Annotated in this window: 14 protein-coding genes; all 14 read right to left on the bottom strand. The window is 42.4% G+C overall.

The window, feature by feature from the left end:
- Positions 1 to 212: 212 nt before the first annotated feature.
- Complete coding sequence (locus tag ATG70_RS05795) at positions 213 to 2,558, bottom strand: DNA translocase FtsK (protein WP_098445733.1); 2,346 nt, start codon at positions 2,556 to 2,558, stop codon at positions 213 to 215.
- Positions 2,559 to 2,669: 111 nt separating this feature from the next.
- Positions 2,670 to 2,897, bottom strand: coding sequence for a YlzJ-like family protein (locus ATG70_RS05790; protein WP_098443404.1), 228 nt, complete (start codon positions 2,895 to 2,897; stop codon positions 2,670 to 2,672).
- A complete protein-coding gene (locus ATG70_RS05785; protein WP_098443403.1) occupies positions 2,894 to 3,643 on the bottom strand; it encodes a ClpP family protease in 750 nt (249 codons plus the stop codon). Before ATG70_RS05785 ends, ATG70_RS05790 begins: the two co-directional genes overlap by 4 nt.
- 143 nt (positions 3,644 to 3,786) lie before the next feature.
- A complete protein-coding gene (dapA, locus tag ATG70_RS05780; RefSeq protein WP_098443402.1) occupies positions 3,787 to 4,653 on the bottom strand; it encodes a 4-hydroxy-tetrahydrodipicolinate synthase in 867 nt (288 codons plus the stop codon).
- 23 nt (positions 4,654 to 4,676) lie between these two features.
- On the bottom strand, positions 4,677 to 5,930 hold the full coding sequence (dapG, locus tag ATG70_RS05775; RefSeq protein WP_098443401.1) for an aspartate kinase: 1,254 nt from the start codon (positions 5,928 to 5,930) through the stop codon (positions 4,677 to 4,679).
- A gap of 19 nt (positions 5,931 to 5,949) precedes the next feature.
- On the bottom strand, positions 5,950 to 6,996 hold the full coding sequence (asd, locus tag ATG70_RS05770; RefSeq protein ID WP_098443400.1) for an aspartate-semialdehyde dehydrogenase: 1,047 nt from the start codon (positions 6,994 to 6,996) through the stop codon (positions 5,950 to 5,952).
- A 132-nt stretch (positions 6,997 to 7,128) separates the two neighbouring features.
- Complete coding sequence (locus ATG70_RS05765) at positions 7,129 to 7,722, bottom strand: dipicolinate synthase subunit B (protein ID WP_098443399.1); 594 nt, start codon at positions 7,720 to 7,722, stop codon at positions 7,129 to 7,131.
- Positions 7,719 to 8,621, bottom strand: coding sequence for a dipicolinic acid synthetase subunit A (dpaA, locus tag ATG70_RS05760; RefSeq protein ID WP_098443398.1), 903 nt, complete (start codon positions 8,619 to 8,621; stop codon positions 7,719 to 7,721). The genes ATG70_RS05765 and dpaA overlap by 4 nt, the downstream gene beginning before the upstream one ends.
- A 105-nt stretch (positions 8,622 to 8,726) precedes the next feature.
- Positions 8,727 to 8,969, bottom strand: a complete 243-nt coding sequence (locus ATG70_RS05755; RefSeq protein WP_098443397.1) for a YlmC/YmxH family sporulation protein — start codon at positions 8,967 to 8,969, stop codon at positions 8,727 to 8,729.
- A gap of 99 nt (positions 8,970 to 9,068) precedes the next feature.
- Positions 9,069 to 10,310 (bottom strand): M16 family metallopeptidase, encoded by a 1,242-nt coding sequence (locus ATG70_RS05750; RefSeq protein WP_098443396.1) that lies wholly within the window; start codon positions 10,308 to 10,310, stop codon positions 9,069 to 9,071.
- 83 nt (positions 10,311 to 10,393) lie between these two features.
- A complete protein-coding gene (locus ATG70_RS05745; RefSeq protein WP_098443395.1) occupies positions 10,394 to 11,350 on the bottom strand; it encodes a polysaccharide deacetylase family protein in 957 nt (318 codons plus the stop codon).
- Between the two features lie 136 nt (positions 11,351 to 11,486).
- Positions 11,487 to 13,604, bottom strand: coding sequence for a polyribonucleotide nucleotidyltransferase (gene pnp / locus ATG70_RS05740; protein WP_098443394.1), 2,118 nt, complete (start codon positions 13,602 to 13,604; stop codon positions 11,487 to 11,489).
- Positions 13,605 to 13,742: 138 nt separating this feature from the next.
- The gene (gene rpsO, locus ATG70_RS05735) at positions 13,743 to 14,012 is read right to left on the bottom strand and encodes a 30S ribosomal protein S15 (RefSeq protein WP_048309782.1); all 270 of its coding nucleotides are present in this window, start codon (positions 14,010 to 14,012) and stop codon (positions 13,743 to 13,745) included.
- 131 nt (positions 14,013 to 14,143) lie between these two features.
- Positions 14,144 to 15,076 carry a bifunctional riboflavin kinase/FAD synthetase gene (gene ribF / locus ATG70_RS05730; RefSeq protein WP_098443393.1) on the bottom strand — a complete coding sequence of 311 codons (933 nt, stop codon included), beginning with the start codon at positions 15,074 to 15,076 and terminating at the stop codon, positions 14,144 to 14,146.
- Between the last annotated feature and the right edge of the window lie 9 nt (positions 15,077 to 15,085).

Below are 15,085 nucleotides of genomic sequence, written 5' to 3'. Positions count from 1 at the left end.
AATGAAAATTGGGCTTGAAACACGCTTGAAATATTTTTGAAAAAATAGTCATATTTCGACAATAACTATACCATTTTCAAGGAGATAAGGAAATAGTTTTTTGAAAAAAAGCTCGATTACCAATATTTTAAATGATAGGACTTCTAACGTTGTAAGGCTTTTCACTTTACATTAGACCAGCTATTTGTACTTACGTAAAAAAAGAAGCGCAATCAGCTAGATTGCGCTTCTTCTTCCTTACTTATGAGTACTTCACGAGGCTTACTGCCTTCATATGGTCCAACGATTCCACGAGCTTCCATCGCATCAATCAGTCTAGCTGCTCGGGTATAGCCAATTCGAAATCTTCTTTGTAGCATTGAAACCGATGCCGTTTGCATTTCTGTAATGAGCTGAACCGCATCATCATATAAATCATCGTCCACTTCAGGCTGTGCTTCTTCCGGTTTATCCGTCGGAATCATTTCTTCCTGATACTGCGCTTTTTGCTGGGCGATGACAAAGTCAACAAGCTCTTCTACTTCTTCATCTGATAAAAAGGCACCCTGCACACGCTTAGGTTTATTTGCTCCAACAGGAAGGAAGAGCATATCTCCTTTTCCTAGCAGCTTCTCAGCACCACCCATATCGAGAATTGTTCGAGAATCCGTCATTGAAGAAACGCTAAACGCAATACGTGACGGGATATTTGCTTTAATGACTCCGGTGATGACGTCAACAGACGGTCGCTGTGTTGCAATAATTAAATGGATGCCCGCTGCACGCGCCATTTGAGCAAGTCTTGTAATTGCATCCTCTACGTCACTAGAAGCTACCATCATTAAATCTGCTAGCTCATCGACGATCACAACGATATAAGGTAAAGAAGGTTGCTTCGCTTCTGACGTTTCATTATGGCGTTTAATATGATTGTTGTAGCCTTCAATATTCCTAGTACCAGTATGGGAAAACAGCTCATAACGGCGCTCCATTTCACTTACTACTTTCTTCAACGCCTGTGAAGCTTTTTTCGGATCCGTTACAACCGGTGCTAAAAGATGGGGGATTCCATTATAGACATTTAGTTCTACCATCTTAGGGTCAATCATCATCATCTTCACTTCATGCGGCTTCGCTTTCATCATTATGCTTGCAATAATGCCATTAATACAAACACTTTTACCACTACCAGTTGCGCCCGCTACAAGTAAGTGAGGCATTTTTGATAAATCGGAGACGACGGCTTCACCAGAAATATCGCGACCAAATCCAATCGCAACTTTTGAAGCATGAGACTGGTATTCCTTTGATTCAAGTACTTCCCTTAATGTCACCATTGCCACTTCGGAATTCGGCACTTCAATTCCGATTGCCGATTTACCTGGAATCGGTGCTTCAATTCGAAGGTCTCTTGCGGCAAGCGCAAGGGCAAGGTCATCCGTTAAATTCACAATTTTACTTACCTTCACACCCGTATCGGGGTAAACTTCATATTTGGTAACAGCTGGTCCTAAATGAACTTTCATCACTTTTGCTTTTACACCAAAACTCTCAAACGTCTTTTCTAATTTACGTGCGTTCGCAGAAATTTGCTGACGTTCATTGTCCTGTGACACCTTCTTTGGCGGCTGAAGTAATGAAAGGGATGGAAGAAGATAATCCTTGTTTTCCAATTCTCCCACCGTTAATGATTGAATTGGCGTACCATCTGCTGTTTCCTTATTCGACTCGCTTCCTTCTGTCGCTTCTTTCTCAACAGGTGGTTCGGCCTGCGTTGGATAAGCACTTTCTGTAAAGGTTCGTATTTCAGGTTCAAATGGTGCTTCTTCTTCTTGAGCATTCTTTGGTGCTTCAGAAACATCATACGTTTCTTCTGGCTCAATCGACGATTCTTGCTCTCTTAAAGCAGCACGCTGTTCTTTCTTTTCTCTCCTTGCATTCTTGCTTTCAGATAGAAGAGATTTCGCTTCATCATATGTGTTTAGGACAAAGTTCTTTACCCAGTCGAGCGCTTTTCCTAGCACATCGCTGAAAGACTTCCCTGTAATGAGAACGAAAGAAAGTAAAATCATTAGAAACGCCATCAGCTGCGTTCCTGTTGCGTCAAATAGTCTGTAGCAAAAAGCAAAGAGAAGCGCACCGATCATGCCACCGCCGAGCGGACTAGATTCTGATGGATCGCTAACATCCATTCTGAAGAGTTCATATGTATTGGCGATAACCGATGGACTATCCCACTGTCCTTCACGAGACAGCGTTTCAAATAAGCCAACGTGACTTAACAATAAAAAGGACGTTCCAAGCAAATAAAATCCAGCCAATCTCCTTGACCAGAACGACGGGAGCTTCCTCTTCACAATTAAATAACCTGCGAACAGAACGAGACCTGCAATAATAAGGCCATACCATTCTCCTGCAAAAAAACGAAACATATGGTAAATGGCTCGTCCGACAACTCCCATTTTCAAAACACCTAAAACGGTAAACGCCAGAACGGTTAAACCGATAAATTCAATTTTGACCTGTGACTGCCAGGCGGCCTGTTTCTTCGTTGCTTTTTTTCTTTTACGTTTTGCCATTTTCTCACCTCTATACAAGCCATAGCTGGTGAAAAAAGCAGCCATTTCCGGCTGCTTTTTGTTCACCAATCTATTCCTAGTATACCACATCTTCCCGTGTTCCTATAGGCTCTATTTCAGCGGAGAGGTCGATAACGTTAACATTTGCCCTGGCTGTGTAGCGTCATTTAAATAGTCTTGTGGATCTGTGCTCAGCACCTGAACGACGCGACACTCGGTAAGCGATGTTCTCTCAACGAGTAACTGTACGCCATTCCATTCGATGATCTTTTGTTGCTCATACACGCTCTGGTCCGGTGGGAAAACCGCTTCATTCGGGAGAATGGTGTAAAGAATCATTGGACAATGTCACCCTCTTGTTTGCCTTTGTATTCTTCAATTAACTCATTTAGCTTTTTCATCGCTGGTCCTACGGCACCAACCTCATCAATTAAACCGTAGCTTACCGCATCATCTCCGACAACGTTTGTTCCAATATCCCTCGTCAAATTTCCTCGTGAAAACATTAGTTCTTTAAATTTCTCTTCAGTAATATTCGAATGCCTCGTAACAAAACTTACCACACGCTCTTGCATCTTATCTAAATACTCAAATGTTTGCGGGACACCGATCACTAAGCCGGTCAAACGCACAGGGTGAATCGTCATCGTTGCCGTTTCAGCAACAAAAGAATGGTTCGCCGCAACCGCGATTGGAACACCAATAGAATGTCCGCCTCCGAGAACGATCGATACCGACGGTTTTGAGAGAGATGCGATCATCTCAGATATGGCGAGTCCTGCTTCCACATCGCCCCCTACTGTATTTAGAAGAATTAACACGCCTTCGATTTTTGGGTTTTGCTCGATCGCGACAATTTGTGGAATAAGGTGCTCATACTTCGTTGTTTTATTCTGTGGTGGGAGCTGCACATGCCCTTCTATTTGACCAATGATCGTTAAACAATGAATATTGGACTGATCCATACTAGGGACGTTCGTTTGTCCTAGCTGCTGGATTTTATCCACTAACGTTGATTTTGATTGATCATCTTTTTTTGGATCGGGCTCCTGCCCCGGGTTTTCATTACGATACTCACTGTTCATACTGGTACCCCTTCCTTACTCTGGTACTAGTAGTATGAACGAGAGGTGATTTTACCATTCATCCGAAAAAGCGAAACAATGAGTAATTCGATTTACTGTTTTATAACGAAAAAAACGGACGCAGCTGCGTCCGTTTCATTTCCTTATTTATTTAGCGCTGCCGCAAGCGATGAGCGTTCTTCTGCTGTTAGAGGAACCATCGGCAAACGAACACTCCCAACATCCATTCCTTTTAATTGAAGGGCTGTTTTCACAGGAGATGGGCTTGGTGCCTTAAAGAGTTCATTCATAATTGGTAAAATTCGTTGATGGATCGATGCTGCTTCTTTCACCTCACCAGATTCATAAGCAGAAACCATTTGTTGCATTTCATTGCCAAGAACGTGTGAAGCTACTGAAATGACGCCATCCCCACCTACTGATAAGATCGGTAACGTTAAGCCATCGTCTCCGCTATAAACAGAGAAAGACGCTTCTGTACGGGTAATGATGTCAGTAATTTGATCAAGATCACCGCTCGCTTCTTTTACTGAGACAATGTTGCTAATTTTTGATAGCTCAACAATCGTGTCTGCAGTCATGTTCACAACAGAGCGACCTGGAATGTTATAGATCATAACGGGAAGCTTCGTTGACTCAGCGATCGCTTTAAAATGCTCATAAAGACCTTTTTGGCCAGGTTTGCTATAGTAAGGCGCTACGATCATAATCGCATCGACACCTACAGCTTCTGCTTTTTTCGTTAATTCGATCGACGCATGCGTATTATTACTGCCTGTTCCTGCAATAATTGGTACTCTTCCGTCCGCCACTTTCACCGAATGCTTAAAGAGCGCTACTTTCTCTTCCGAAGAAAGCGTTGGTGATTCACCAGTGGTACCTGCTACAACAAGTCCATCTGTTCCATTATTGATTAAATAGTTGATAAGTTGCTCTGTTTTAGCAAAATCAACGTATCCTTTACGATCAAATGGGGTCACCATTGCCGTAAGTACTTTTCCAAAATTCATCTCGTTCACTCCTTGCCTTTCACTTAAAGCTGATCCATCATCTGTTCCACTTCTTGCGCTGGATCCAGATGAAGGTTAAATGTTTCATGGAGGGCGTTCACAGCTGCTGAAAGATCACGCTGTCTCACGAGCACCCAGATTGTTGTATGAGAATCAGCTGATTGCAAAATATCAATGTTTTCTACCGCTAATGACTCGACAATCTTTGCCGTTACGCCCGGCACACCGCTCATGCCAGCACCAACTGCTGAAACCTTTGCACAATTTTCGATGACTTCTGGCTCATAACCCATGTTATTTAGCGTGACCACGGCGCGCTCCGTCATTTCTTCCATGACGGTGTACACAACACCCGTTAAGCTAATATTAATAAAGTCCACGCTAATCCCTTCAAGTGCCATCGCTTTAAATACACGCGATTGAAGGTCGTATTGTCCTTCTTTCGCATACACTTTAATTTGTGTAACGCCACTCACATGAGCAATACCCGTAATGAGCCGGTCTATAACTTGTTCACCCGTGGGTTTTCCAGTCGCAGATGTGACCAAGGTTCCAGTCGACGAGGAATACGTTGAACGAATTCTTAGCGGGATTTTTGCCTGCATCGCAATTTCAACGGCGCGCGGATGAATAACCTTCGCTCCTTGATACGCCATGTTGCATACTTCATTATAGGTTACGATCGAAAGCGGTCTGGCTTTTTCCACAATTCTTGGATCAGCCGTCATAATGCCTTCCACATCGGTAAAGATATCAACCCATTCAGCCGAAAGAGCAGCACCAAGTGCGGCTGCTGACGTGTCACTACCGCCACGGCCAAGCGTCGTTACATCACCATCTTTTGTAACACCCTGAAAGCCTGTTACGACAACAACATCCATGAGCTTTAACTCTTCCATCAAACGTTCAGACTTCATTTCCAAAATTCTAGCTTTGCTATGCTCAGCTGTTGTCATGAATCCAGCCTGACCACCAGTATAGGCTGTTGCTTTCAAACCTTCATTTAAAAGGAGATTGGAAAAAACAACAGAGGAGATGCTTTCGCCACATGATACAAGCAAATCATACTCTCTAGAAGTTACTTTTCGATCTCGGTCGCCAATGAGGCCTAGAAGCGTGTCGGTTGCATAGGGATCGCCTTTACGTCCCATTGCAGAAACAACGACAACAACTTTATATCCATCGTTCACTGCGTCTTTAATATGGTTAACAGCTCTCAGTCTGCCGTCTTCACTTTTTAATGAAGTACCGCCAAACTTCTGCACGATGACTTTCATTCAGAACACCTTCTTATGTCTATTTCAAAATATTTAGGTCGGATAGGCTTTCAGCAATTTGCACGGAATTCCATGCCGCCCCCTTCAGTAGATTATCAGAGACAATCCACATATGGAAGCCATTTTTTTGATTTAAATCTTTTCGGATGCGACCGACAAAAACGTCTGATTTGCCTACCGCATCAACTGGCATTGGGTAAACCTGGTTTGCAGGGTCATCTTTCAGCGTAACACCAGGCGCATTTTTCATGAGCTCTTTTACATCTTCTACGCTCACATCTTCCTTTCCAATTTCAACATAAACCGATTCAGCGTGGCCCGTTTCAATTGGAAGACGAACGCAAGTCGCTGCAACATGAAGCTCAGCATCATGCATGATTTTCTTTGTTTCATTTATCATTTTCATTTCTTCATAAGTAAATCCGTTTTCTTCAAATACATCGATTTGTGGGATGGCATTGAAAGCGATCGGATAGTGCTTCTTATCGCCTTTAACTGGCAATATTTGTGGTTCATAGTTTTCACCATTTAGCACCGCTTGAGACTGCTCTTTCATTTCAGTTACGGCATTTGCACCTGCACCTGAAACGGCTTGATAAGTAGAAACAATAATTTTAGTAAGGCCATATGCTTGTTTCAGTGGTTCAAGTGCTGCGACCATCTGAATAGTAGAGCAGTTGGGATTTGCGATAATTCCCTTATGATCATTTAAGTCCCCTTCGTTTACCTCGGGTACAACAAGAGGGACTTCCGGGTCCATGCGAAATGCGCTTGTATTATCCACAACGATTGCTCCGTGTTTAACAGCTTCTGGTGCAAGTGCTTTTGATACACTGCCACCAGCACTAAATAAGGCGAGCTGAACCCCTTCAAACGCTTCAGGTGTTGCTTCCTTTACGGTTAGCTCTTGCCCTTTGAAGGTAACTTTCTTACCAGCTGAACGCGATGATGAAAGGAGCGTTAAGGTCGATATCGGAAAGTCTCGTTCCTCTAGTGTTTTGATCATTTGTTGTCCGACTGCCCCTGTTGCTCCAACTACTGCTACATGATATTTTTTCCCGCTCATGACTTATTCTCCTCCCATATTCCATTCAAAATCCATCACAACAGAAGGAGAAACCGAGGTTTCTCCCCATTCTTAGTGATTTTATTCTCTATTCTATCATAAACCTATTCTAAAGAAAGATAAATCAATTGGTTAATCCAAATACCTTTCGATTAGAACTGGCTGAAGCTGTCTGCCGAGAATGGCTTTTTCCACCGTTTCTCTTAATGAAGGCATACGAGCGACCAACGAGTTTGGTTTTTTCACCGGATCGTCCTGGCCAAATGGGATAAAATAAATGTTCTTTGTGGACATCAACCTTAAAATATTCGTACCGTTTAGTCCAAGTCCGTCGTTGGTGGAAATACCTAACACAACTGGTTTTTCATTACGTAAAGTTGCTTTTGCCCCCATCAATACCGGAGACTCAGTCATCGCATTCGCAAATTTACTAATGGAGTTCCCTGTTATTGGAGCGATCACCATGCAGTCTAGTGGTGTTTTGGGACCAAACGGCTCGGCCTTTACGATTGAATTAACTGCTTCATTACCTGTTATTTCTTCAATACGAGCGATCCAGTTTTCCCCTTCCCCAAAGCGTGTGTTTGTATTCATAACCGTGTGGGAGACAAATGGAGTGACCTTCGCACCTAATTGAACAAGTTCTTCGATTTGAGGAACAACCGCATCATACGTACAATGTGAACCTGTTAAACCAAACCCAATGTGTTTTCCTTTCAAACTCATGGCGTGTTCTCCTTTCCATTCTGAGACCGCTCAATTAATAACTGCGTCAGAACATTTGCGATAATTTTCCCTGCGGTTTTCGGGGCCACGATACCAGGAAGTCCTGGCGCAAGAAGTGCTTTAATTCCTCGCTTTTCAGCATAGCGAAAATCTGTACCACCTGGTTTTGAAGCAAGATCGATGACGAGCGTATGACCTGGCATTTTGGCGATTACTTGTGACGTGACGATTTGAACCGGAATGGTGTTGATGCACACATCTAGATTTGATACTTGGTTCGCTAGATCTGATAAATGAAATGGCTTTAGTCCCATCTCTGTAATGCGTGCAATATGCTCCGGCTTTCTTGCCCCTACGCTAACATTCGCTCCAAGTGCATCGAAAGTTCTCGCAACAGACATTCCTACACGTCCAAGGCCAAGTACAGCGATGTTGGATTGATGAATTGTAATATCTGTATGTTGAATTACCATCATGACCGTTCCTTCAACTGTTGGAATGGAATTATAAATGGCAACATCGTCTCGTTCAAATAAGCGAATTAACGTTCTCGATGCTTCAGTGACCATTTTATCTAAACAACTGTTGCTAATCCCGCTATAAATCGTACAGTGTTCTGGCGTTTGTTTTAACTGATCAGCTGTTAATACAACTTTTTCATTAGAGAAAATCGTATCGACTTCTCCTTCGATCGTAGTTCCACTCACTGGAAGGACAATTGCATCAAGGGTATTTAGCTTTACTTCATCTAATGTACATTTGGTTGCACCGGTAAATCCGTGATCAAGCTGGTCGAAGCCGATTAAATACAAATCCGCATTTAATTCAGTCAGCTTCCGAATAATTTCAAGCTGGCGGGCATCACCGCCAATGACAGCGATATGTTGATTCGTTAGCATCGTTCCTCCCCTTTCCTTTTCCACGTCTTACTACGGGGATTATTGTAATTTCTCAACATTCTATGTGGGGTATGCCCGCTTGGTGAATCGATAAGAGTACCAGTTTTATTCCTTCTGATTGTTTTGCAAAATAATCATATCTCTCCCAATTGTTTCGATATGTTCCCACGGTATTGAGATCTCCTGGTCCTTTCGTTTGAGTCCCATCCATGAAGATTTTGGAATGATTAATTCTTTCAATAATCCTGTTTTTTCATCAAATAGGAGATCCGTCTGTCCCAACACCCCGAGCTTTCGTCCTTTTTCAATATCAATAAGCTCTTTCCCACTAAGTTGACTTAATCTCATAATACCGTCCCCCTTCTACACTGGTTGATAATCTTAGTCTATGAAAGAGTCTTTCATGGAAGACATGAAAAAACCCGCCTTATTTAGGCGGGATCTCTCTTATGATTTCATGCTGCTTGGCAATTTGCCATTAGGGCTAATGAGGGAACTTGAAAATTCATCTGTAAACATGGACTGAATCATATTGTTTACTTTTTCATGATTAACGCTTTCGATATTTGTAATAATATCATCGAGAGAGCGATGCTGGTTTAACAACAATTCATTTTTACCGTTCCGACTCATTCGGCTATTTGTGCTTTCAAGACTAAGCATTAAGTTTCCTTTTAGCTGCTCTTTACAGTTCTTTAACTCTTTTGAAGTGATTCCACCACGTTTAAAGTCCTGAAGTGTTTTCTGAATCGTTTCATATAGACGATCAAGCTGGTTTTGAGCCGTTCCAGCATAAATCGTTAACAAGCCGCTATCTTGATAAGCAGAATGGTACGAGAACACCGAGTAAGCAAGACCTTGATCCTCCCGCACATCCTGGAAGAGACGACTACTCATGCTCCCACCAAGCACATTATTCATGACGATTAAACTATAAATATCATCTGTGCCAAACGGCAACCCAGCATATCCTAAGCATAAGTGAGCTTGCTCTGTTTCTTTTTTGCGAGCGATTTGGCCAGAATGAAAGACTGGTGCCTGTACTTCAGGTTTTCCTGCAGGTGTTTCCCAGTGCTCAAAAGCCGCTTCAACTTTTTGCATAAAGGATTCGTCAATATTCCCAGCAATGGAGACGACGATGTTGTCAGGGGTATAGTGCGTTTGCATGTACTCGCGAAGCGTATCTCCAGAAAAATCTTTTAACGTTTCTTCTGTCCCTAGAATTGGCATCGCAAGCTCATGGTCACCATAGCTTGCTTGACTGAGCATATCATGAACAATATCATCTGGCGTATCTTCGTACATTTTGATTTCTTCATGCACAACGTTCTTCTCTTTCGCAAGCTCACCTGCTTCAAACGTTGACTGGAAAAACATATCCGTTAACACGTCAAGTGCATAATCTGCATGCTCATCAAGAACTTTTGCGTAGTAACACGTATACTCTTTGGATGTAAACGCATTAACTTGACCGCCAATGCTATCAAATGATTCAGCGATTTCTTTTGCGCTACGCTTCTCTGTCCCCTTAAAAAACATATGTTCAAGAAAATGCGAGACGCCGTTTAATTCTTTAGGTTCAAAACGAGATCCAGTTCCAATCCATATCCCGATCGCAACCGATCGAACTGTTGGAATATTTTCTAACACTACTCTTACACCATTTTTGCACGTTACTTTATTTATCAAGCTTGTTCCTCCTGTATCGAACCATTATGTTTCGTAACACTCCAAAATCACTATATCATTAATGTAGAATTGACACAATTCCATCACCTTTTCTCCACCCGCTTCGAATCTAACACTTGTGAGACTGTTCCTAACTGATAGCCTCTTTTTTCAACTCCCCGAATGAGTGCTTCTAAACTTTTCTCTGTTGGTTCAGTTGGATGCATCAAAATAAGTGCTCCTGCGTGTATATTTTGTAACACCTTTGCTGTTAAGGCTTGTGGGGCAGGTTTTTTCCAATCGACTGTATCAACTGACCATAACACCGTTTGCATCCCAAGTTCATCGGCAATTTTCACAGCATTATTTGCATAACTTCCACTTGGAGGGGCAAAAACAACAGGCTTTTTATCAAGAGTTGCTTCAATCACTTGATTTGTATCTTCAAGCTCTTTACGAATGGCCGCATCGCTTAACTGTTTTAAGTCAGGATGAGAATAAGCATGGTTCCCAATTTCATGACCTTCTTCATCAATCATGCGTACCATATCAGGGTTTTTCTTTGCCCAGGAGCCATCGAGAAAAAAAGTTGCGTGCGCGTTATATTTTTTAAATTGTTGTAGCATGTCAGGTAAATACTCTTCCCCCCATGCCACATTAATCATAAAGGCGACCATTGGCTTATTTGGATTTCCTTTGTAAACGGCAGTAGGTTCGAGATCATCTAACTGAATATCAGGCTTGACTTCTTTTCTTACAAGCATCTCTTCATCAAAGGCCTTTCCTTTCATTTTTGCGTAAGACTGTTCTGCATCAACCATGATTCCATTATATCCAGGAATGCCTTTCCACACACGATCAACTACCGCATTCGCAGGTGGAATATCCATTCGTTCCTTCGCTTGTAAAATTTCATTATATAACGGACTTCCGTTAACGTTGATTGTCGCTTGCTCTTTTAAATCAGTTAAATACATTGATGTGTAGGGGTTCTGAAGTGAACCTGCTGCTACGCCTAAGATCATAATAAACACAATGAATTGAACCCAGGATTTCTTCATTCATCTGCCCCCTTTTGTAAAAAAGTATGTTGATGGGGCAAGCTCTAGAACTAGGGTTTATACAAGGAGGCAATTAGTCAGCGATTCAGCATCAATCACTGAAAATAAAAAAAGAATCCGGCCTCAGCCGAATTCCTTAACTCTTTTGACTTTGTTCTTCACGTTCACGCTGTTCTTTTAAGATCTCTTTGCGTGATAAGTTGACGCGTCCCTGCTTATCGATTTCTTTTACTTTAACCATAATTTCATCACCGATCGAGACAACATCTTCTACTTTGTTTGTACGTTCTTCAGCCAGTTCAGAAATATGAACAAGGCCTTCTTTCCCAGCAAATAGCTCAACGAATGCGCCAAATTTCTCTACTCGTTTCACTTTACCAAGGTAAGTTGTGCCAACTTCAACTTCTCTCACAAGATCTTCGATGATTTTCTTCGCTTTTGCGTTCATCTCTTGCTCAGTAGAAGAAATAAAGATTGAACCGTCCTGCTCAATATCAATTTTTACGCCAGTTTCTTCAATGATTTTATTGATGATTTTACCGCTTGGTCCAATTACGTCGCGGATCTTATCTGGTTTAATTGACATTGTCAAGATCTTCGGTGCATACGCAGAAAGCTCTGTACGAGGTTCGTTGATTGCACTCATCATGTTTTCAAGAATTGCAAGACGACCTTTTTTAGCCTGTTCAAGCGCTTGACGAAGGATGTCTTCATTGATTCCTGAAATTTTGATATCCATTTGAAGCGCCGTTACACCTTGCTCTGTTCCAGCAACTTTAAAGTCCATGTCACCAAGTGCATCTTCCATGCCCTGGATGTCTGTAAGTACTGTTACATCTTCTCCATCACTAACAAGTCCCATTGCAATACCAGCAACTGGTGCTTTAATTGGGACACCAGCATCCATCATCGCAAGCGTACTTGCACAGATGCTTGCCTGTGAAGTTGAGCCGTTTGATTCAAGCACTTCAGATACAAGACGAATTGTGTAAGGGAAATCTTTTTCTGTTGGGATAACTTGCTCAAGAGCACGCTCACCGAGAGCACCGTGACCAATCTCACGACGACCTGGTCCACGCATTGGGCCAGTTTCACCAACGCTGAATTTAGGGAAGTTATAGTGGTGCATGAATCGCTTCGATTCTTCTGTACCAAGACCGTCAAGAATTTGAACGTCTCCGAGTGCGCCAAGGGTACAAATGCTAAGCGCTTGAGTTTGTCCACGAGTGAACAAGCCTGAGCCGTGTGTTCTTGAAAGGATACCGACTTCGGAATCAAGCGGGCGAATTTCATCAACGCCACGTCCGTCTGGTCTTACTTTATCCTTCAAAATTAAGCGACGAACTTCTTGCTTCACAAAGCTATTTAAAATTGATTTCACTTCTTCAGCGCTATATTCTTCACTTTCTTCATAGGCTTCCGTTGCACGCGTCATGACAGCATCGATCGCTTCTTGTCTTGCATGCTTTTCAATCACTTTTACAGCTTCTTGAATATCAGTAAGGTATTCCTCACTAAGCTTAGCTTCAAGCGTTTCGTCTGCTTTTTTCAGAATGACTTCACGTTTTTCTTTTCCTACAGCTTCGATGATTTGTTCTTGGAAAGAAATCAGACGCTTAATTTCCTGATGTCCGAATAGAATACCTTCCAGCATCGTTTCTTCTGGTACTTCTTCAGCGCCAGCTTCAACCATATTGATTGCATCTTTCGTACCTGCAACTGTTAAATGAATGTCACTTTGTTCAAGCTGATCAACATTAGGATTTACGACGAACTTACCGTCGATGCGTCCAACGAGAACACCCGCAATCGGACCATCAAATGGAAGATCACTAATTCCAAGTGCTAGAGATGAGCCGAACATTGCTGCCATCTCGGAAGAACAGTTCTGATCCACGCTCATAACTGTGCTCACTACTTGAACTTCATTACGGAAACCATCTGGGAATAAAGGACGAATCGGGCGATCAATTAAACGACTCGCAAGAATTGCCTTTTCACTTGGACGGCCTTCACGCTTGATGAAGCCTCCAGGAATTTTACCTACTGCATATAATCGTTCTTCATAATTAACCGTTAGTGGGAAAAACGGAAGGTCTTTCGGCTCCTTAGAACCTGTAACCGTTGCTAGTACAGCCGTATCGCCGTAGCGAATCAATGCTGCACCGCTCGCCTGCTTCGCCAGCTGACCAATCTCAACTGACAATTCGCGACCAGCCCAATCAATTGAAAACACTTGCTTCTCTTGTGCCATTAATGTGAGAACTCCTCTCATCCAATAAAATCATTTCTTTTATTATACCCTAACCTTTTTACTTCTAAAAAGAAAGGAAGAAATCTATGTATTTTTAACCTAATAAAAAAGCGGGAAATATCCCGCTTTTCTGAATCATTATCGACGTAGACCAAGTTCTTTGATAAGTTCGCGGTAACGAGTAACGTCTTTGTTACGAAGATACGTTAAAAGATTACGGCGTTTACCAACCATCTTAAGAAGACCGCGACGAGAGTGGTGGTCTTTCTTGTGGAAACGTAGATGATCGTTCAAATTGTTGATTTCCTCAGTAAGGACAGCGATTTGAACCTCTGGAGAACCAGTATCATTCTCGTGAGTTTTGAACTTAGTGATAAGCTCTTGCTTACGCTCTTGTGTGATTGCCATCCGTTTCACCTCCTTAATTTCTAATCCCCTGATACCGCGCAAACGTCGGTGACTCGATTGCCCAGTATAGGTTGTGTACTTGTCGTACAGATAATAGATTACAGGTTTTCGTTCTAAAATGCAAGGGAAATCTATTTCAAGATTTTCTTTGCGTCTTTCGCATCCTGACCAATTTGAGCAATCAAGTCATCTACGGACGAGAATTTCACTTCTCCGCGAATCTTCTCGTAAAACTCCACCTCTACCTGCTGGCCATATAAGTCACCGCTAAAATCAAATACGTGCACTTCTAGAGACGGCTGATCTGGCTTTTCTTCATAAAACGTTGGTTTATACCCGACGTTGCATACACCGTCCATCCACTCTTCTTTCGCCCGCATCCGCACAGCGTAAACGCCTGTATCAGGAACAAGATAATCGTCCTTTAGGTCAACATTTGCTGTTGGAAAACCTATTGTACGACCACGCTGGTCTCCCTTTACAACCGTTCCTTTAACCACATAACGGCGACCAAGAACCGCTTCAATGTTCTCTACCGCTCCATCACGTATATATGACCGAATAAGGGTTGAGCTAACTTTTTCATCTTGCTGTGAAACTTTATCAATAACGGTTTGATCAAACTGATTTCGCGCATGGAAAGGAAGCGAATCCATCGTGCCTCTCCCTTTGCTTCCATATGTATAATCAAACCCTGCGACAACGTGTACAACAGATAAAGCAATAATATAGTCGTCTACAAATTGTTGTGGGGTTATGCCCGCAATCGTTTGGTCGAACTTCACGATATAAAGAACGTCAATCCCCATTCCTTCAATTAAATCAATTTTATCATCAAGGGGAGTAATGGCTTTCGTTTGCGGGGTGGATTTCCCTAAAACGACTGATGGATGAGGATAGAAAGTCATAACTGCTGACTCTACACCTTTCTCATCAGCGATCTTTTTTGCCGTCGAAATCACTTTCTGATGACCACGGTGAATGCCATCAAAATATCCAAGCGCCATGACCGCAGGATGTTCCGCCTTCAATTGATGTGGATGCGATAAATAAATTGTCTTCAACGGTTTCAC

It is taken from the genome of Bacillus sp. es.036, from assembly GCF_002563635.1.
Lineage (GTDB): Bacteria > Bacillota > Bacilli > Bacillales > Guptibacillaceae > Guptibacillus.
The sequence above is the reverse complement of the archived record's forward strand: the minus strand, read 5'-3'. Positions and strand labels throughout refer to the sequence as shown.